16 protein-coding genes, 1 tRNA gene and 2 pseudogenes are annotated in these 18,322 nt (G+C 58.6%); 11 read left to right on the top strand and 8 right to left on the bottom strand.

The features are described 5' to 3' along the window. The 5 genes and pseudogenes from popZ to ACUTJJ_RS21005 all read right to left on the bottom strand — a co-directional run. Positions 1-345, bottom strand: a pseudogene (gene popZ, locus ACUTJJ_RS21025) (cell division protein PopZ); the annotation flags it as partial. Between the two features lie 383 nt (positions 346-728). Then, on the bottom strand, positions 729-1,400 hold the full coding sequence (locus ACUTJJ_RS21020; RefSeq protein ID WP_063948836.1) for a protein-L-isoaspartate O-methyltransferase family protein: 672 nt from the start codon (positions 1,398-1,400) through the stop codon (positions 729-731). A 183-nt stretch (positions 1,401-1,583) separates the two neighbouring features. Beyond that, complete coding sequence (locus tag ACUTJJ_RS21015; RefSeq protein ID WP_445543319.1) at positions 1,584-1,814, bottom strand: hypothetical protein; 231 nt, start codon at positions 1,812-1,814, stop codon at positions 1,584-1,586. A 57-nt stretch (positions 1,815-1,871) separates the two neighbouring features. Next, a tRNA-Cys gene (locus ACUTJJ_RS21010) sits at positions 1,872-1,945 on the bottom strand. A 241-nt stretch (positions 1,946-2,186) separates the two neighbouring features. After that, the gene (locus ACUTJJ_RS21005) at positions 2,187-2,339 is read right to left on the bottom strand and encodes a DUF3309 family protein (protein WP_003495626.1); all 153 of its coding nucleotides are present in this window, start codon (positions 2,337-2,339) and stop codon (positions 2,187-2,189) included. Positions 2,340-2,984: 645 nt separating this feature from the next. Between ACUTJJ_RS21005 and ACUTJJ_RS21000 the strand changes: the two genes are divergently transcribed. Both ACUTJJ_RS21000 and ACUTJJ_RS20995 read left to right on the top strand, forming a co-directional pair. Continuing rightward, entirely contained in the window at positions 2,985-3,290 is a 306-nt protein-coding gene (locus ACUTJJ_RS21000; protein ID WP_144574044.1) for a hypothetical protein, read from the top strand. 94 nt (positions 3,291-3,384) lie between these two features. After that, on the top strand, positions 3,385-3,630 hold the full coding sequence (locus ACUTJJ_RS20995) for a DUF982 domain-containing protein (RefSeq protein ID WP_445543318.1): 246 nt from the start codon (positions 3,385-3,387) through the stop codon (positions 3,628-3,630). Positions 3,631-4,109: 479 nt separating this feature from the next. Here the strand turns inward: ACUTJJ_RS20995 and wrbA are convergent, their stop codons facing one another. Next, the gene (wrbA, locus tag ACUTJJ_RS20990; protein ID WP_063949109.1) at positions 4,110-4,709 is read right to left on the bottom strand and encodes an NAD(P)H:quinone oxidoreductase type IV; all 600 of its coding nucleotides are present in this window, start codon (positions 4,707-4,709) and stop codon (positions 4,110-4,112) included. Between the two features lie 279 nt (positions 4,710-4,988). Here wrbA and ACUTJJ_RS20985 point away from each other — a divergent pair, with 279 nt between their 5' ends. The 6 genes from ACUTJJ_RS20985 to ACUTJJ_RS20960 all read left to right on the top strand — a co-directional run bounded on the left by ACUTJJ_RS20985 (position 4,989) and on the right by ACUTJJ_RS20960 (position 13,535). Further along, positions 4,989-5,780, top strand: coding sequence for a competence/damage-inducible protein A (locus tag ACUTJJ_RS20985; protein ID WP_445543317.1), 792 nt, complete (start codon positions 4,989-4,991; stop codon positions 5,778-5,780). Positions 5,781-5,874: 94 nt separating this feature from the next. Then, positions 5,875-6,720 carry a universal stress protein gene (locus ACUTJJ_RS20980; protein WP_063948831.1) on the top strand — a complete coding sequence of 282 codons (846 nt, stop codon included), beginning with the start codon at positions 5,875-5,877 and terminating at the stop codon, positions 6,718-6,720. Between the two features lie 290 nt (positions 6,721-7,010). After that, positions 7,011-7,508 (top strand): xanthine phosphoribosyltransferase, encoded by a 498-nt coding sequence (gene gpt / locus ACUTJJ_RS20975; RefSeq protein ID WP_445543316.1) that lies wholly within the window; start codon positions 7,011-7,013, stop codon positions 7,506-7,508. Between the two features lie 828 nt (positions 7,509-8,336). Next, positions 8,337-12,155 carry a vitamin B12-dependent ribonucleotide reductase gene (locus ACUTJJ_RS20970; protein WP_445543315.1) on the top strand — a complete coding sequence of 1,273 codons (3,819 nt, stop codon included), beginning with the start codon at positions 8,337-8,339 and terminating at the stop codon, positions 12,153-12,155. Between the two features lie 124 nt (positions 12,156-12,279). Next, positions 12,280-13,161 carry a P63C domain-containing protein gene (locus ACUTJJ_RS20965; protein ID WP_445543314.1) on the top strand — a complete coding sequence of 294 codons (882 nt, stop codon included), beginning with the start codon at positions 12,280-12,282 and terminating at the stop codon, positions 13,159-13,161. A 41-nt stretch (positions 13,162-13,202) separates the two neighbouring features. Continuing rightward, the gene (locus tag ACUTJJ_RS20960) at positions 13,203-13,535 is read left to right on the top strand and encodes a helix-turn-helix domain-containing protein (protein WP_445543313.1); all 333 of its coding nucleotides are present in this window, start codon (positions 13,203-13,205) and stop codon (positions 13,533-13,535) included. Positions 13,536-13,541: 6 nt separating this feature from the next. Here ACUTJJ_RS20960 and ACUTJJ_RS20955 read toward each other — a convergent pair whose 3' ends face one another. Continuing rightward, entirely contained in the window at positions 13,542-14,867 is a 1,326-nt protein-coding gene (locus ACUTJJ_RS20955; RefSeq protein ID WP_445543312.1) for an Nramp family divalent metal transporter, read from the bottom strand. 263 nt (positions 14,868-15,130) lie between these two features. On the opposite strand from ACUTJJ_RS20955, the gene ACUTJJ_RS20950 reads away from it, so the two are divergent. Together ACUTJJ_RS20950 and ACUTJJ_RS20945 are read left to right on the top strand one after the other, a co-directional pair. Next, positions 15,131-15,496: a VOC family protein gene (locus tag ACUTJJ_RS20950; RefSeq protein ID WP_445543311.1), complete on the top strand. Its 366-nt coding sequence runs from the start codon at positions 15,131-15,133 to the stop codon at positions 15,494-15,496. Positions 15,497-15,622: 126 nt separating this feature from the next. Beyond that, positions 15,623-15,844: a hypothetical protein gene (locus ACUTJJ_RS20945; protein WP_063948826.1), complete on the top strand. Its 222-nt coding sequence runs from the start codon at positions 15,623-15,625 to the stop codon at positions 15,842-15,844. Between the two features lie 16 nt (positions 15,845-15,860). Here the strand turns inward: ACUTJJ_RS20945 and ACUTJJ_RS20940 are convergent, their stop codons facing one another. Continuing rightward, positions 15,861-17,594 (bottom strand): ABC transporter ATP-binding protein, encoded by a 1,734-nt coding sequence (locus ACUTJJ_RS20940; protein ID WP_063949106.1) that lies wholly within the window; start codon positions 17,592-17,594, stop codon positions 15,861-15,863. A gap of 228 nt (positions 17,595-17,822) precedes the next feature. On the opposite strand from ACUTJJ_RS20940, the pseudogene ACUTJJ_RS20935 reads away from it, so the two are divergent. Continuing rightward, positions 17,823-18,322, top strand: a pseudogene (locus tag ACUTJJ_RS20935) (AI-2E family transporter); the annotation flags it as partial.

The following is an 18,322-nucleotide window of genomic DNA, read 5'->3' as shown; positions in this document are numbered from 1 at the left end:
GTCGGCCGCGGCCCGCACACGGGCGGCGACATCGGCAAGCGACATGGTCTTTTCCGCGGCGGTTTCCTGCCGTTCGCTTACCGCACTTGCGGAAACCGGCGAAAATTCCGGCGCGGGGCGTGCACCATAAGGCTGATTTGCGGCGGGGGGAACGCGGGCCGGCGGGCTGACGGGCTCGGCAAGGAACGGGCTCTCACTCGCAGCCTCGTCTTCATCATCGTAAACCGGCGGCAAGGGCCCCGAAAACGCGCCGGCAGGTCCGGGTTCGTTGCTCTCTATGATCCGGCGGATAGATGCCAGAATCTCTTCCATGGACGGTTCACGCGCTACGCTTGGCTGGGCCATATCAATCCCCGGTTTCCACTTTTTCAAGCACCCGCCACACCCTTGGATACGGCATAAGCGCCTTTGACCTGTTCAATTCGCACACCGCCTCGCGGCAACCGAAATGGTTGTCGCGCCGATGTTCTGAAACATGACGGGCAAAAGTGCCTTGGCGCTCCGCTGTCCCTGTCCCAGGTCTCACGGGGCAGAAATACGCACACCCCGAATCACCCTTAGTGTAAGTCAGCAGCATCAGGAACTAAATCAGTGATTCGATGCGTTTCGTGGTGATGCACAGCTTTCTCTGGGGACCGGGGAAGAAGTGCTGCACAGTGGTTCGGACATGAAAAAGCCGGCGCGAAAAATACGCGCCGGCATTAACAAGGCAGCTGATTGTCAGCCGATTAGAAAACGAATTCGGCCGCCTTGGCGAAACCGGGCAGCGGCTTGACCGATGCGTTAAAGAATGTCGCCGCAGATGTGCTATTGCCATCACGGCGATAGACGGTGGCCTTTGCGGCATTGCCATATCCGACAACAACGACAAGGCGTCCGCCGTCGCGCAGCTGGTCCGTCAGCGCCGCCGGAACTTCTTCCACCGAGCCATTGAGGAAGATGAGATCGTAAGGCGCTTCGCTCGCATAGCCCTTGGCCAGATCACCCGTGACGACGGCAACATTGTCGTAGCCGAGGGACGCCAGCGTTTCGGTTGCCTGCGCGGCAAGAGCTTCGTCGCTCTCCAGCGACACGACGGAACCGGCAAGCTGCGACAGGATGGCGGCCGCATAACCGCAACCGCCACCGATCTCCAGCACCACGTCTTCCTTGGAAACAGCGGCAAGCTGCAGAAGTTTCGCCAGCGGCGACGCCTTCATGATGTAACGGGCCGGACGGCCATCCCGGGCGGGACAGATCTGGAGATCTTCGTCCACATAGGCAATCTGGCGCACGCCGGCCGGCACGAACGCCTCGCGCGGCACGCTCAGAAACGCCTTGAGCACCGAGTGCGACGTTACGTCGGTCGTGCGCAGCTGGCTGTCGACCATATTGGCGCGTGCGGTTTCGAAATCCATCATGTCCTTATCGCCTCAATTTCAAGGATAGGGGCCAAAATTGAGCCCAGGCCGGAAGATGCAGCCGGCCGTTAGAACAATCTCATAGTTGGCAGACGCTGCGCTTTCAAGCGCGCTCATCGGCTCCCGTCTCAAAAAGCGCAGGCGAATGATGCAAATTTCTCGCAATCGACGCAGGATAGGTCGTCAGGAAGCGGGAATGTCAGGCATGATCCACCAGAACAGCTGCACGAGATCGCTCCAGAGCCGCGCCGTCTCCTCAATCATCTCGATCGTCGTTACATAGGCATAAATCGCCATGATACTGACAACGCCCACGAGCAGCCACGGCCAAAGCCTTCTCTTGCCACCCTCGCCCGCGATGTCCCGCTCACCCTGATCCACATTCTCCTCCCGCATGGCCGCCGAAGACAGCATGCGCTCGTAACATCCGCGGACCGGAGATACAACAAAACACCAATGTGGGAGTTTTTTTGGAGGCCTCGCCCGGAATTGAACCGGGGTACAAGGATTTGCAGTCCTCTGCGTCACCACTCCGCCACGAGGCCTCACACGCTCATCAATCAAGCGATGGCGGGCATTTAGAACGAATCCATTATGGGCGCAAGAGGGTTCATTCGGAATGTGTTGTTTTTTCGGACCCCGAGATCACACAGCAGGGTCATTTCCGTTAAGCGCCTCAGATTGCGAGGCTTTTTGCCTCAAGGCGTCATTTCGAAAAACAGAGCCCGTATCCGGCGCTTTATGTGCCGGATACGGGCTGCTGCCGATTTTCCGGGGGGCGAGACTTTAAATACGCCCGAGAAGCACGAGGATCAGGACGATCACCAGAACCAGTCCCAGACCGCCCGACGGACCGTAACCGTAATTATGGTATCCCCAGCTCGGCAATGCGCCGATCAGAAACAGAATGAGCAGGATGACAAGGATCGTGCCGAGCATGTGTAACCCTCCACTGTTGGCATGTATCTGCCCGGCTAAATGTCTTGGCGAACAAAAAGTTCCCCTTGCTGCGGTTTCGACAGCGAAATTCTGGTCGACATCCCGTTCTGTTTCAACGAGTTACATCCAGCCGCGTCTATGCTGATCGGAACGATGGCGCTGTACGGGACGCGGCCGGAAATACAATTTTTTCGAGGTGATTTCTCAGCCTATATCTATCGGCAGTTGTTGTTCATATTCAACCCAGTCACCCGTTCCAGAAAACCGGCGGGAGACGGAAAGATCCGGCATCGCTGGCAGTGCGCCGGATCTCTCCCGCCCCTCCCCGCCGGCTCCCAACCGACATGCGAAAACACTAATATGTGAGCAGCCACGCTCGCCTTTCCCTTGCCTTCACGGCTTTGCTGCGGCTAGACCGGGACCGGGAGGGAGAAACGAGAATCACATGTCCGGTTTTGCAAACCTCATCCCGCTTTTCATCTTTGCGCTCTTCATCTACTTTTTCTTTCGCTGGGTCGCCCACGATATTCAGGGTCCGAAGCACAAGTAGCGCCGGAATTCATCTGAGGGCGCGCGTCTCGGGGAACCGCCGTGCCTTCATATCGTTTTTACTGGCGTATTCGGGCTCGTATTCGGGAGGACAGGATGAGAACGCTCGCATCATCGGCCACAATAGCCCTTGCACTCTTACTCGCCGGATGCAGCACCGGCGGGCCCGGCGCTTATGTCGGTCCGGCGCCCTATGTGGAGCCCATTCCCGGCAGCATCACCTATCGGGGACAGCCGCGCACAAAGCTGACGAAATCGCCGATCGGAAGCACCTTCAAGCACGAGTTCCGCATCGATGGCAGCACGAGGGCCGTCGAGACCTACCGCATTGCGCCCGATCGCTCGCTGGAGCTTATCGACCGCCGCATCATCCGTGACTGGCTATTCGGGCGCGACGACTGACCGCACCCTCGCCGGCTGAATTGGCCCGCTGACGGCATTGCGCAGGCCAGCCGCTTGGTTTAGAGCCGGACACGACAACCATTACGGATAGGCGATGAATACGCGCTGGCAGAAACCCGTTCTGATCGCCTTTGAAACGCCGGGCGACTACACGAGCATCGACACCACACAGGCGGCCTCATGGGCGCTGATCGAGGATTGGCCGATCGAGGATGGCGAGGCGCTCGACAGGGCGCTTCTCGTTTGCGCCGCCGTCGATGCCGGTCGCAAAAAGCCCGAGGATGCCCGCAAGGCCTTCATCGCGGCAGCAATCGAAGCGGGTCTCGATCTCAAGGCCTGATATTCTCGCAGCGTAGGCCAGTTAGGTGCCGCCATTCTGCCGGTGGCTTGCTCGACCAATCGCAACAGACGGAAGCATTGTCGAACATGAAAAAAGCACTGTTTATATTTCTTCTTTCCTGCCTGGCGATCGGGTTGATCGGCCATCTCGTCGTCGCCTTTGTTGTCACCGGCTAAGTCGCGACGGCGCGACCATCAGGAACGTCTTAAAAAATCCTGAATTTCGTTCTTCCGTCATGGAACTGCCGCAAGCTCTGATCGTTCTCTTTTCGCCTATCACAAGGAGGATTGATATGCGTGACGGTCTTAACAGTTTTCTTGAAATTTCGATGATCGGCGTCGTGGTCGCGAGTTGCCTTTTGATGGTCAATCTGCCGATCTGAAGCTCCTTAAAAATTATCGGACGGCCCGGCTCTAAATACCGCCGGGGCAAGAAAATGCGGCCTTTCGGGCCGCATTTCTTTTTTGAGAGGGTTTGGCTCAGGCAGATAGCTTGGCGGCAATCTTCGCCACATGGGCTCCCTGGAACCGCGCGCCTTCCAGTTCGATCTCCGAAGGCTGGCGGGACCCGTCCCCATCGGTGATGGTGGAAGCGCCATAAGGCGAACCGCCCTTGATTTCATCGACACCCATCTGGCCCTGGAAAGCATAGGGCAGGCCGACAACGGCCATGCCATGGTGCAGGAAAGTGGGAATGAAACCGAGAATGGTCGATTCCTGACCTCCGTGCTGGGTGGCTGTCGAAGTGAAGGCCGAGCCGACCTTGCCGACGAGCTTCCCGTTGAACCAAAGGCCGCCGGTCTGGTCCCAGAAGTTGCGCATCTGCGAGGCAACCGTGCCGAAACGTGTGCCGGCACCGACGATGATGGCGTCATATTCGGCCAGTTCGTCCACCGTCGCTACGGGTGCAGGTTGATCCATCTTGAAGTGCGAGGACTTGGCGACTTCTTCCGGAACCAGTTCGGGAACGCGCTTCACCACGGCTTCCGCGCCGGTGGACTTCACGCCTTCGGCAACTGCATAGGCCATTTTCTCAATATGGCCGTAGGAGGAATAATAGAGTACCAGAACCTTCGTCATTCTCTGCGTTTCCTTTGCTGGAACTGTTTCCGGCGTACCGGCGACAAGCTTCTTTAAAAACTCGATGATCATCGGCCTTAACCTGTAAAAACCGTATGACAAGAGAGTAGCGGACGGGCCGCTATCTCACCAGCCGGTGATTGGCATACGCACTGTTCACGATCACTGAACACTCCAGGCCATCGTCAAATAATTCCATATTCTGCGTTTCTTTAAAACAGCTTTGCATTCGCGCTGGCGCGGGTCTAACGTCACGTAAAACAGATCACGAGTGCACCCATGTCCAGTCCCTCCTCGACCTCTTCCGTTGTCACCGCCGCCATGCTCGCCATCGGCGACGAGCTTCTGTCCGGCCGCACCAAGGACAAGAACATCGGCCACCTTGCGGATGTGCTGACCATGTCTGGCATCGACCTCAAGGAGGTGCGCATTGTTGCCGATGAGGAAGATGCGATCGTCGACGCACTCAATGCGCTGCGCAGCCGATACGATTACGTCTTCACATCAGGTGGGATCGGCCCGACCCATGACGACATCACCGCGGATGCGGTTTCTGCGGCGTTTGGCCTGCCCTGCGAACACGATGCCGAGGCATTGCGCCTGCTGGGGGACATGTATCGCGCCCGCGAGATGGAGTTCACCGAGGCGCGCAAGCGCATGGCGCGCATGCCCAGAGGCGCGGCCCATATCGCCAATCCCGTTTCCGTCGCCCCCGGCTTCATCATCGGCAATGTTTATGTCATGGCCGGCGTGCCGCAGGTATTCCAGGCCATGCTCGACAATGTCATGCCGACCCTGCGCACCGGCGCCAAGGTCATGTCGCAGGCGGTGCGCTCGCCCTATGGCGAAGGCGATATCGGCACGCCGCTGACGGCTATCCAGAAGGCCCATCCCGAAACCAGCATCGGTTCCTACCCGAAATATGACGGGCAGCGATTTTCAACCGAAATCGTCGTGCGCGCCCGCGATGCCGGCGTGCTGAAGGCGGCCGCCGATGCCGTGGCGGCCATGATCGAAGCGATCGGCCAGGAGAAGCAACTGACCGCCAGCAAGGGTGATGCCACCGCCTGAGGCGAACGTACGCAACATTGACCAAAATCAAGGTGGCCATCAGCAAAGACGGCCATTCTCCCCACCGCAACGAAATGTCACCGAGGAGAGAAAAATGGGTTACAAAACGATCCTGGCAGTGGTCGACAATGTTTCGAACACGCAGAAGCTCGGCGAATTCGTGGTCGGCCTTGCCGACCAGTTTTCCTCACATGTGATCGGCCTGCACATGGAAACGCTGGCCGCCGTTCCACTCGTCGCACCGATGGAAATCCCCGATCCCGCCACCGTGCAGGCGCTGCAGGATGTGGCGCATAAGGAAACCACCGATGTCGGCACGATTTTTGAGCGCACGCTGTCAGAAAACGGCATCTCGCATGAGTGGCGCAGCTTCGTCACATCCGTTGGCTACGCCTCGTCTGCCGCGATTGACAGCGCCCGCTGCGCCGACCTCATCGTCGCCCGCCAGAGCAATTCCTCAGCACTATCAGACAGCCGCACGGATATCGACAGTTTCCTCTACGAAAGCGGTCGTCCCGTTCTCCTCGTGCCGCATGTGCTGACGGTTGCCAAACCGATCAAACGGGTCCTGATCGCCTGGAACGGCTCGCGCGAGGCAACCCGCGCCACCTTCGATGCCCTGCCCTTCCTCAAAGCCGCCGATAGCGTCGAAATCTTCTCCGTCGACCAGGCGGAAAGCGAAACGCAGTCTGCCGGTCTCGCCGGCACCGAACTCGCCGCCACGCTTGCCCGCCACGGCGTCAATGTCACCGTCACCTCGCAGGAAAAGATCGCCGGAATTTCGGCGCAGGCTGCCATCGAGAACCGCCTCTCCGACAACAGCATCGACCTTCTTGTCATGGGCGCCTACGGCCATTCCCGCTGGTGGGAACTGCTGTTTGGCGGCGTCACCCGCACGCTGCTCGATTCCATGACGGCGATGACATTGCTGTCGCGCTGAAAATGGATCGGGTGCGGATAACCCCTCAACATCCGACATGAAGCGGGCGATTGCCGCTTGTTTCTTCTCCCCGCCGGGGAGAAGTCCGCGGCAGCGGGATAAGGGGCAAGCTCTCCGCATATCTCTACCGTTGCCCCCTCATCCGGCCCTTCGGGCCACCTTCTCCCCCGTGGGGAGAAGAACCAAGCCGTAATCTCCCGCACTCACCTTTTTGCGGAACGCTTGCCTTTTTGCCTGTCTTGCCGCTATTAGCCAAAGCCATCGACAATTTTGACCAGATGGTAGACGACATGTCCCTTCCCGATAAAGCCTTTCCCGTTTCCTGGGACCAGTTTCACCGCGACGCCCGTGCGCTCGCCTGGCGTCTTGCCGGCCTCGACAAAGAGTTTCGCGCGATCGTCTGTATCACCCGCGGCGGCCTCGTTCCGGCGGCGATCATTTCCCGTGAACTCAACATCCGCCTGATCGACACCGTCTGCATCGCCACGCGCCATGACTACGTCAATCAGGGCGATACGGTTCTCCTGAAAGGCGTAGCCCCCGAGTTGACGACCGACGCCGGCGAAGGCGTGCTTGTTGTCGACGACCTCACCGATACCGGCAAAACGGCACTCGAAGTGCGCGAGATGTTGCCGAAAGCGCATTTTGCCTGCGTTTACGCCAAGCCGAAGGGTGTGCCGACCATCGATACCTTCGTCACCGAAGTGAGCCAGGACACCTGGATCTATTTCCCCTGGGACATGGGCTTCACCTATCAGGAGCCGATCGCCAAGGGATCTCGCGGCTGAGTGCCCACAGGGGAACCCATTTCTCTTCCGTCATTACGGCCTTGAGCCGGAATCCAGCCACGGCGCGTCTGCGCCGTGAGAAAGTCGTTCGCGATCAGGGACTTGATCGCGCTGGACCCCGGATCTGGTCCGGGGTGACGGAGTGCGGATGCAACAACCGCGCAAACTTCGCCCCCCAGCAATATCCACTCTTTCGCCGCCCCACCGAGGGCGGTTTTTTGTGGAGAAACGTCTTTTCTGACAAATGCGAAAAACACGGAAAAACCGCAGTGTCGCCATTATGCCTCACCCCGGAAATGCAGGGTTTCTCCTTTCCGTTGCGGAAACCAGCCTCGCGCAAGCTTCAAATTTTCCCGCCAAGTCACTGATTTTTCTATTCGCTTTTCCTATCCCCGTTTTCCACAGGCACTCCACACAATATCTTGTGGTTAAAAATGGGTTTCAATCTATGGCTTGACGAATCTGTGTCACGAGAGGAAAGTGACACTTATGTTGCGGCGGCAACGGACCGGAAAGTAACGAGGCCGGTTCTTCTCCATCTTGAGCGCGCGTGTCCAAACGGCGTCCCGGCCATGAGGGGGCGGTTCGCCGATGGCTTTTCTGCGCCGTGTGGAACCGCCAAAAACAACACGCGGGGACTGGCAGCAAGAATGTGTTAATACTATATATAGTAGGCTTGCAGCCATCTTAAACACGAGATACAGGGGTGACATCCAAGGATGAACATCCCTATCAGATCGGCAACAACCGGCTGCGCGAAGGCATCGCACGGCTGGATCGGATTTTTGCGCCTTTCACCGGGCGCCCCAATGGACGAGGACAGAAACCATGCGCATTGAACGCCGCTTCACGAAGCCCGGCCAATCGCCTTACGCGGAGATCGACTTCCGCAAGGCCGTCAGTGAAATCAAGAACCCGGATGGATCCATCGTGTTCCGTCTGGCTGACATCGACGTTCCCGCGCAGTTCAGCCAGGTTGCGACCGACGTTCTGGCGCAGAAATATTTCCGCAAGGCCGGCGTGCCAAAGTTCCTGAAGAAGGTCGAAGAGAACGATGTTCCTTCCTTCCTGTGGCGCTCCGTTGCCGACGAAAAGGCGCTGAAGGACGTTCCGGAAGCCGAGCGCTACGGCTCCGAGACCGATGCGCGCCAGGTTTTCGATCGTCTGGCCGGCACCTGGGCCTATTGGGGCTGGAAGGGCAAATATTTCTCGTCCGAAGAAGATGCGTCCGCCTTCAAGGATGAGCTTGCCTATATGCTCGCCACCCAGCGTGTTGCCCCCAACTCCCCGCAATGGTTCAACACCGGCCTGCACTGGGCCTATGGCATCGATGGTCCGGGCCAGGGCCACTTCTACGTCGACCCCTTTACCGGCAAGCTGACCAAGTCCAAGTCCGCTTACGAACATCCGCAGCCGCATGCCTGCTTCATCCAGTCCGTCGAGGACGACCTCGTTAATGAAGGCGGCATCATGGACCTGTGGGTGCGTGAAGCGCGCCTGTTCAAATATGGCTCCGGCACTGGCTCCAACTTCTCCTATCTGCGCGGCGAAGGCGAAAAACTCTCCGGCGGCGGCAAATCGTCCGGCCTGATGAGCTTCCTCAAGATCGGCGACCGCGCAGCCGGCGCCATCAAGTCCGGCGGCACGACCCGCCGTGCGGCCAAGATGGTCGTCGTTGATGCCGATCACCCCGATATCGAAGCCTATATCGACTGGAAGGTGAACGAGGAGCAGAAGGTTGCCGCTCTCGTCACCGGTTCCAAGATCGTCGCCAAGCACCTGAAGGCGATCATGAAGGCCTGCGTCAACTGCGAAGCTGACAACGGCGATTGCTTCGACCCGGCCAAGAACCCTGCCCTGAAGCGCGAAATCCGCGCTGCCAAGAAGGACATGGTGCCGGAAAACTACGTCAAGCGCGTCATCCAGTTCGCAGAGCAGGGTTACAAGGACATTCAGTTCAAGACCTATGACACGGACTGGGATTCGGAAGCCTACCTTACGGTATCCGGCCAGAACTCCAACAACTCCGTCTCGCTGAAGGACGACTTCCTGCGCGCGGTCGAGAACGATGGCGACTGGAACCTCACCGCCCGCAAGGACGGCAAGGTCATGAAGACGCTGAAGGCCCGCGACCTCTGGGAAAAGATTTCCCACGCCGCCTGGGCGTCTGCCGATCCGGGTCTGCACTTCAACACAACGATGAACGACTGGCACACCTCGCCGGCGGCCGGCCCCATCCGCGCTTCCAACCCGTGCTCGGAATACATGTTCCTCGACGACACGGCCTGCAACCTCGCCTCGCTGAACCTTCTGCAGTTCAAGGATCAGGCGACGAAGCGCATCGATATCGCCGATTACGAACACGCCGTTCGCCTGTGGACCGTCGTGCTCGAAGTGTCCGTCATGATGGCGCAGTTCCCCTCGCGCCAGATTGCCGAACTCTCCTATGAGTACCGCACGCTCGGCCTCGGTTACGCCAATATCGGCGGCCTCCTGATGTCCTCGGGCATTCCCTATGACAGCGCCGAAGGCCGCGCCATTGCCGGTGCGCTGACCGCCATCATGACCGGCGTGTCCTATGCCACCTCGGCCGAAATGGCCGGCGAGCTTGGCCCCTTCCCGGGCTTTGCGCCGAACCGCGACAACATGCTGCGCGTCATCCGCAACCACCGCCGCGCCGCCCTTGGCCAGTCGGACGGTTATGAGGGCCTGTCGGTCAACCCGGTCGCGCTCATCCATGGCGACTGCCCGGATCAGGACCTGATCGCCCACGCGACAGCCGCCTGGGACAAGGCGCTGGAACTTGGTGAAAAGCACGGCTACCGCAACGCCCAGACCACCGTTATCGCGCCGACAGGCACGATCGGCCTCGTGATGGATTGCGACACGACCGGCATCGAGCCCGACTTCGCGCTGGTGAAGTTCAAGAAGCTCGCCGGCGGCGGCTACTTCAAGATCATCAACCGCGCCGTTCCGGATGCGCTGCGGTCGCTCGGTTATTCCGAAAGCCAGATCGCCGAGATCGAGGCCTATGCTGTCGGCCATGGCAATCTCAACCAGGCTCCCGGCATCAACCCCTCGACGCTGAAGGCCAAGGGCTTCACCGATGAGAAGATCGAGGCCGTCAATGGCGCGCTGAAGAGCGCCTTCGACATCAAGTTCGTCTTCAACCAGTGGACGCTCGGCGCCGACTTCCTCAAGGAAACCCTGAAGGTTTCCGACGAGCAGCTCTCCGACATGAGCTTCAACCTGCTCGAGCACCTCGGCTTCGGCAAGAAGGACATCGAAGCGGCCAACGTGCACGTCTGCGGCGCGATGACGCTGGAAGGCGCACCGTTCCTGAAGAACGAGCACCTGGCGGTCTTCGATTGCGCCAACCCCTGCGGCAAGATCGGCAAGCGTTATCTCTCGGTCGAATCGCATATCCGCATGATGGCGGCGGCTCAGCCCTTCATCTCGGGCGCGATCTCCAAGACGATCAACATGCCGAACGATGCGACCGTTGAGGATTGCGGCGCAGCCTACATGCTCTCCTGGAAGCTGGCGCTGAAGGCAAACGCCCTTTACCGCGATGGCTCCAAGCTTTCCCAGCCGCTGAACGCCTCGCTGGTGGAAGATGAGGACGACGAAGACTTCGTTGAAGAACTGATCCAGCAGCCGCTCGCCCAGCAGGCCGTGACGATCACCGAAAAGATCGTTGAACGCGTCGTTGAGCGTGTTTCGCGCGAGCGTGAAAAGCTGCCGAACCGCCGCCAGGGTTACACCCAGAAGGCAACAGTGGGCGGTCACAAGGTCTATCTGCGCACCGGTGAGTTCGGTGATGGCCGCATCGGCGAAATCTTCATCGACATGCACAAGGAAGGCGCCGCCTTCCGCGCGATGATGAACAACTTCGCCATCGCCATCTCGCTCGGCCTGCAATACGGCGTGCCGCTGGAAGAATATGTGGAGGCCTTCACCTTCACCAAGTTCGAACCGGCCGGCATGGTGCAGGGCAACGACGCGATCAAGAACGCCACGTCGATCCTCGACTACGTGTTCCGCGAACTCGCCGTCTCCTATCTCGGCCGCCACGATCTCGCCCATGTCGATACGTCGGATTTCTCCAACACGGCGCTCGGCAAGGGTATCCAGGAAGGCAAGACCAACCTCGTTTCCACCGGCTGGACCCGCGGTTACAAGCCGACCATCGTGTCCCGCAATGACGGCGAGCGCACCGCTTCCGAGCCCAAGGGTTCGGCAACGGCAGCCCCTGCCCGCGCCTCGGCCAACGTAACGGCTTTCGCCGGCTCCGCCGCCCGCAAGCTGGAACCGACAGTCGCCATCGCAACCTCCGAAATCGTCTCCTTCAAGCGGGACTATGAAGAGCGCGCCAAGGAACTGGCCGAAGAAATCGCCGAAGAAGTGATCGACGAGGTCGTCCAGGAAGCCCAGCAGACGGCAACCGCCCTCTTCTCCGACAAGGCCGCCGCAGACGCTGCTTCGGCCAAGACGGAAGCCAAGAAGGTCGAAAACGAACGCCGCATGCGCTCGATCGCTCAGGGCTATACGGGCAACATGTGCTCGGAATGCCAGAACTTCACGATGGTGCGGAACGGCACTTGCGAGAAGTGCGATACTTGCGGTGCGACGAGCGGTTGCAGCTGAGACAGCTGTGGATAACTAGTAAATTTTCAGCCCGACATTTTTGTCGGGCTGGATTTTCAAAGGGAACAAAACCAGAATCACGCAAAACACCAATAGATAGTAGATTCAACTCATGAGGTAAGGCATGCTAGGTAAGTTCAGTACCGTTGACGCCATTCATGGGTCTCCGGAAAAGCCGATAAAATTTGGCGATGTGACAATCGAGTGTTATGTACTTCAAGACAAAAGACGTGTCTTGATGTCATCGGACGTGCAGAGAGCGATGGGCATCGCAGACGGCGGATCAATGATCGCCGGGAGAACACGCCTTAGCCAGTTTGCCTCGGGTGATAGAATCTCCCGCTTTTTAGATCAAAAAGCGCTATCTGCACTAGCTGACCCAATCAAAATCAAAAAACCAAATGGCATAGAAGTTCTAGCTTTTGAGGCCGAGCTTTTCCCACAACTCTGCCAAGCCGTGGTTGATGCGGCACGATTCGGAGTTTTACAAGAACAACAATTATTTATAGCTCATCAATGTGAAGTCATCCTATCCGCACTCCAACGAATAGGTATTGTTGCACTTGTAGATGAAGCAACAGGTTTTCAAAAATTTAGAGAAGAAGATGAGCTTCAAAAAATACTTGAAGCTTATGTCTTAGTTGAGCATAGACCTTGGATTCGGGCAGTTCCGAGCGATTTCTTCAAGGAGCTATTCAGAGTTTTCGGATGGAAATACACGAATAGCACGAAAGGCCCCCGGTACGCCGGGAAATTGGTGCGTCAACTCATATATAGACAGTTGCCGAAGCCAGTTTTGCCGCGCTTGGACGAGTTAAATCCTCCCGATGCAAATTGGCAGAGAAAGCATCGCCACCATCAACTACTAACTGATGAGATTGGACTAGAGCACTTCAAAAGTCAGCTAGTAGGCGTAATGGCGTTGTTGAGAGCCTCAAGCAACAAATCCGAATTTCTTCGCCTATATAGCCGCGCATATGGCGGCCAATTTGAGATGGACGTCTAAAAAACGACTGAGGTCTTTTGAGCTATCGGATGTAAAGGACAATGGCTGGCAAGATCGATCAAACAGACTGGGCCCGCCTTCACGCCATGACCGACGAGGAAGCGCTGGCCAATGCGCTGGCCGACCCCGACAATCCGCCGCTTTCTGCCGAACAACTTGCCGCGGCTCGCAGAATGCCGCGCATCAAGATCATTCGCCGGGCTCTGAAGCTGACGCAGGAGGAGTTTTCCGCCCGTTATCATATTCCGCTTGGCACCCTGCGTGATTGGGAACAGGGGCGTAGCGAGCCGGACCAGCCGGCCCGCGCTTATCTCAAGGTCATCGCCGTTGATCCGGAGGGCACGGCCGCCGCGCTTCGTAAAGGCGCGGCTTGACCCGCCTCACCCGATAAAATCCATCAGCAACTTCACATTCAGCGCCGCAATCACCACCGCAATCAGCCATGCAAAGGCCGAGAGCCAGAGCGGTGAGCGCAGCTCGCCCATCTTGGCCTTGTCACCGGTGAACATCACCAGCGGGAAGACGGCGAAGGAGAGTTGCAGGCTTAAGACCACCTGCGTCAGGATCAGCAGTTCGCCCGTGCCACTCTCGCCATAAAATATCGTCACGCCGGCTGCGGGGATGATGGCGATGGCGCGGGTGATGAGGCGGCGCAACCAGGGGGCGAGCTGCATCTTGAGGAAACCCTCCATCACGATCTGGCCGGCGAGCGTTGCCGTGACGGTGGAGTTGATGCCGCAGCACAAGAGCGCCACGCCGAACAGCGTCGGGGCAATGGCAAGGCCGAGCAGAGGCGCCAGCAGATTATGCGCCTCGCCGAGTTCGGCGACATTGGTCTGCCCCGCCTTGTAAAAGGTCGCTGCCGCCAGAATGAGGATCGAGGCGTTGATGAGGAGCGCGAACATCAGCGCGACGGTGGAATCGAGGGTCGCGAATTTCAGCGCCTCGCGTTTCTCGGCAATCGTCTCGCCGATTTCGCGGGTCTGCACGATGCCCGAATGCAGATAGAGATTATGCGGCATGACGGTCGCGCCGAGAATGCCGAGCGCCAGATAGAGCATGTCAGGATTCGTGACGATTTCGGTCGTCGGCGCAAAACCAAGGATCACCTGCCCCCAGTCAGGATCGGCGAGCGCCACCTGAATGGCGAAACACACCGCGATGACGCCAAGCAGCGTGATCACCAGCGCCTCCACCCAGCGGAAACCGAGCCTCTGCAGATAAAGGATCAGGAACACATCGAGCGCGGTAATGAGAACGCCGAGTTCGAGCGGAATGCCGAAGATGAGGTTGAGGCCGATGGCCGTGCCGATCACCTCGGCAATATCGGTGGCGATAATGGCGATTTCGGCCAGAAGCCACAGCAGCATGGCCACCGGCTTCGGATAAGCGTCACGGCAGGCCTGGGCGAGATCGCGGCCGGAGGCAATTGCAAGACGGGCGCAGAGCGATTGCAGCACGATCGCCATGATGTTCGAGACCAACGCGACTGTCAGCAGCGTATAGCCGAACTTGGAGCCGCCAGCGAGCGACGTCGCCCAGTTTCCGGGATCCATATAACCGACCGCAACGAGATAGCCGGGGCCGAAAAAAGCCATGGCCCGGCGAAACGTGCCGGCATTCGGCTTGATCCGGATCGAGGAGTGAACATCGGACAACGACAGATCGTCGCCGTTTCGTCGCCATCCAAAGACTGGCTTGTCCATATTATGCGCTTTCTGAATGGAAATCTGATTAGTGCAATTGCAAATCATTCGCATAAAGAGGCGCAGGACGCAAGCTGACTTTTGCTGCCGCTTGTGGCGATTTGCGCGCATTTACGGCACTGCGACCGGTCACGCGAGTGCTGGAAAATTGACAATCTGGTGACGCGACACCGCGCGCCATTGCCTCGCCATGTCAGCCATCGCTAGAAAGATCGGCGCCATCAGAAATTGAAAAGTGCGTCAGTCTGGCTGAGGAGAAGCGCATGAATATTGTCGCCCATGTCGAAATCCCCGTGACCGATCTTGATCGGGCGATCCGCTTCTATCGCGCGGTTTTTGATGTGCCCTTTGCCGAAATCGTCGCGATCCACGATAGCAGAATGGCCTATTTCCCTTTTGACAAAAACAGCAATGGCGCCAGTACCGCGCTTGCTGAAGGCCCGGCCTATGTGCCGACGCGAGATGGAGCGATCGTCTATTTCAGTGTCGCTAATGTGGACGATGTTATTGCCAGAGCCCTTGCCAATGGTAGCAAGCTTCTATTTCCCAAAACCCTGGTGAATGACGCCCTCTTCGTCGCAGAGATTTCTGACAGCGAGGGAAACCGGATCGCCATTCAATCTGCCTGATCGGCTCCGGCGCGGGTGAATGAGCAGCCTCACGTCCTTGTCATCACCCGTTCGCCACCCAAACGGAACAGTCGCGGGAGCGCTGGCGTTGATCTTTCACCGAAACGCTTAAATCTGGGGAAGTTCATGCGACAGCACCGGAATAACGACGTAGTGAACCATCCAAGCCGGTGGCCGAACTACATCATGGGGCACAAGAAGCCCCGCGAGTGGCTGATGACGATCAGCGGCGTCCTGCTGCTCTTCGTCGTCGCGGCCGCCGTCGCCATGGGTTACCTCGTCAGCAGCCATCCCGGCAAGCCGGAGCCAAACCCCGGCATTGTCGAAGAACAGGCAGCGAAAGGTTAGAGGACGTCCGGGCCGGTCAGCTGAGGCCCGCGAGATGCCCGCTGAACTGTGCCTCGTGCAGGCGGCTATAGTGGCCCTTCGCTGCCAGCAGCTCCGCATGCGCCCCTGTCTCGGCAATGCCCGTCTGGTCCACCACCACAATGCGCGACGCGTCACGGATCGTCGCCAGCCGGTGAGCGATAACAAGCGTCGTGCGTCCCCTGGCAAGCTCCGTCAGCGATTGCTGGATGGCCCGTTCGGTTTCGGTGTCGAGCGCCGAGGTCGCCTCGTCCAAAATCAGGATGGGCGGATTCTTCAGGAACATGCGCGCAATGGCGAGGCGCTGCTTCTGCCCACCGGACAATTTAACACCGCGCTCACCGATAACGGTATCGAGCCCGAGCGGCATGGCCTCGATGACGCCATCGAGACGGGCACGCCGCGCCGCTTCCATGATCTCCGCATCTGAAGCGCCAAGCCGGCCATATTCGATATTCTCGCGGATCGTGCCGCCGAACAGGAACACATCCTGCTGCACGATGCCGATCTGATTGCGCAGCGAGGCGAGCTTCATCTTTCTGATATCGATGCCGTCAATGGTGATCGCGCCGCTGGTCACGTCATAAAAACGCGGCAGCAGCGAGCACAGCGTCGTCTTGCCGGCACCCGAAGGGCCAACGAAAGCCACGGTCTCGCCGGCGCTGATCTTCAGGTCGATATTGCTGAGAACCTGCTTGCCCTCGGCATAACCGAAGCCGACATGGCGGTATTCGATATCGCCGCGCAGCAAGGGCGCGTCCACCGCATCGGGCGCATCGACGATATCAGGGGCGGTATCCAAAAGCTCGGTGAAGCGGCGAAAACCGGCGATGCCCTTCGGGTAGGTCTCGATGACAGAATTGATCTTTTCCACCGGCCGGAAAAATACGCCGACCAGAAGCAGGAAGCCGACAAAGCCACCCTCCGTAAGGTCGCCATTCAGCACGAACCATGCGCCGCAGATCATCACGATCATCTGTGTCAGACGCATGCTCATGTAGCTCAGCGAGGTGCTGGCCGCCATGATCTTGTAGGCGTCGAGCTTCGTGCGGCGGTATTTCTGGTTGTCCTTTTCGAACAGCGCCCTCTCGTGATCCTCATTGGCGAAGGCCTGCACCACCCGCATGCCCCCGACATTCTCCTCGATCCGCGCGTTGAAATCGCCCACACGGCCATAGAGCGCGCGAAAATTCTGCGTCATGCGGCCGCCATAACGGCTGGTGACCCAGGCAGTGACCGGCACCACGGCGGCCGTGATGAGAGCGAGCGGGACATTGACCGAGAGCATCAGCAGGAACGCGCCGATGAAGGTCATGATGGCGATGAACAGATCCTCGGGGCCGTGATGCGCCACCTCGCCGATCTCTTCCAGATCCTTGGTCAGCCGACCCACGAGATGACCGGTCTTCTGGTTATCGAAATAGCGGAAAGAGAGCTTTTGCAGGTGATCGAAAGCGAGCCGGCGCATATCGGTCTCGATATTGATGCCGAGCATGTGTCCCCAATAGGTGACTGTCGCCATCAACCCGGTATTCAGCACATAGATAAGCAGAAGCCCGACGGAGGCGGCAAGAATGATCGCCCATTCACCGCCCGGCAGAAGCACATCGACGAAGGCCTTGACCGCCATCGGAAAGCCGAGTTCGAGCACGCCCGAAAGGACCGCGCAGGAAAAATCGAGAATGAACAGGCCGCGATAGGGGCGGTAATAGGCAAAGAAACGGCGAAGCATGGCATGACCTGGAGATCGGGCGCGGCGATCTGACACCGCGAAAAATTCGGAGTTCAATTGTCATATTTCAATGCGCGAGCCAAGGCTGATGCGCTATTTTTACCAAAATCCTTCAATAGCCTACACAATAAACACACAACGGTAATGTGAATGCGTCATATTGCACTTATATGTAGCCGCATGACAAAATGAATGCGCCCTTAGGGGAGACTGGGAGAAAAGCCTGCCGTGAGTAACAGTGACAGCCGTAAGCAGAGTGGCGAACCGAGATGGCTTGGCCCCGCCAGCCCGACGCGGATCGCCCTGATCCCGCCTATCTCGGCGGCGCGCTGGCTTCTGGTTCTTGTTGCGCTGGCCGGCATCTATTTCTTCCACGGCTTCCTGGTTCCTGTTCTCGCGGCCCTCGTCATCGGTTTCGCCAGCTGGCCGGTGTACACCCGCCTGCTGCGGCAGGTTGGCGGCAACACCACCCTCGGCGCCACCATCGCCATTATCCTCATCATCGCCTTCCTCGTGGTGCCGATCTTCATTGCCGCTTCCTATACGGCGAGTGAAATCCGCGAGTGGTTCGGGTGGGCCGTGCATGTCAACAAGACCGGCGCCCCCGTGCCAGACTGGATCGCCGCCCTTCCCGCCATCGGCCCCTGGCTCGGCGAACAGTGGGTGAAATACATCGGCACCCCCGGCGCCATAGGCGAGGTCATCCAGCTCGTCAGCGGCGCCAATAT

The sequence above is a fragment of the Agrobacterium sp. DKPNP3 genome (genome assembly GCF_052686535.1).
The sequence above is the reverse complement of the archived record's forward strand: the minus strand, read 5'-3'. Positions and strand labels throughout refer to the sequence as shown.

What these genes read in the sequence shown, in the direction of transcription:
- ACUTJJ_RS20940 (WP_063949106.1), bottom strand. Translation starts at nt 17,594, where the DNA reads ATGCTTCGCCGTTTCTTTGCCTATTACCGCCCCTATCGCGGCCTGTTC.
- ACUTJJ_RS21000 (WP_144574044.1), top strand. Translation starts at nt 2,985, where the DNA reads ATGAGAACGCTCGCATCATCGGCCACAATAGCCCTTGCACTCTTACTC.
- ACUTJJ_RS20955 (WP_445543312.1), bottom strand. Translation starts at nt 14,867, where the DNA reads ATGGACAAGCCAGTCTTTGGATGGCGACGAAACGGCGACGATCTGTCG.
- ACUTJJ_RS21005 (WP_003495626.1), bottom strand. Translation starts at nt 2,339, where the DNA reads ATGCTCGGCACGATCCTTGTCATCCTGCTCATTCTGTTTCTGATCGGC.
- ACUTJJ_RS20995 (WP_445543318.1), top strand. Translation starts at nt 3,385, where the DNA reads ATGAATACGCGCTGGCAGAAACCCGTTCTGATCGCCTTTGAAACGCCG.
- ACUTJJ_RS20970 (WP_445543315.1), top strand. Translation starts at nt 8,337, where the DNA reads ATGCGCATTGAACGCCGCTTCACGAAGCCCGGCCAATCGCCTTACGCG.
- ACUTJJ_RS20960 (WP_445543313.1), top strand. Translation starts at nt 13,203, where the DNA reads ATGGCTGGCAAGATCGATCAAACAGACTGGGCCCGCCTTCACGCCATG.
- ACUTJJ_RS21015 (WP_445543319.1), bottom strand. Translation starts at nt 1,814, where the DNA reads ATGCTGTCTTCGGCGGCCATGCGGGAGGAGAATGTGGATCAGGGTGAG.
- ACUTJJ_RS20950 (WP_445543311.1), top strand. Translation starts at nt 15,131, where the DNA reads ATGAATATTGTCGCCCATGTCGAAATCCCCGTGACCGATCTTGATCGG.
- ACUTJJ_RS20980 (WP_063948831.1), top strand. Translation starts at nt 5,875, where the DNA reads ATGGGTTACAAAACGATCCTGGCAGTGGTCGACAATGTTTCGAACACG.
- ACUTJJ_RS20965 (WP_445543314.1), top strand. Translation starts at nt 12,280, where the DNA reads ATGCTAGGTAAGTTCAGTACCGTTGACGCCATTCATGGGTCTCCGGAA.
- wrbA (WP_063949109.1), bottom strand. Translation starts at nt 4,709, where the DNA reads ATGACGAAGGTTCTGGTACTCTATTATTCCTCCTACGGCCATATTGAG.
- ACUTJJ_RS20985 (WP_445543317.1), top strand. Translation starts at nt 4,989, where the DNA reads ATGTCCAGTCCCTCCTCGACCTCTTCCGTTGTCACCGCCGCCATGCTC.
- gpt (WP_445543316.1), top strand. Translation starts at nt 7,011, where the DNA reads ATGTCCCTTCCCGATAAAGCCTTTCCCGTTTCCTGGGACCAGTTTCAC.
- ACUTJJ_RS21020 (WP_063948836.1), bottom strand. Translation starts at nt 1,400, where the DNA reads ATGATGGATTTCGAAACCGCACGCGCCAATATGGTCGACAGCCAGCTG.
- ACUTJJ_RS20945 (WP_063948826.1), top strand. Translation starts at nt 15,623, where the DNA reads ATGCGACAGCACCGGAATAACGACGTAGTGAACCATCCAAGCCGGTGG.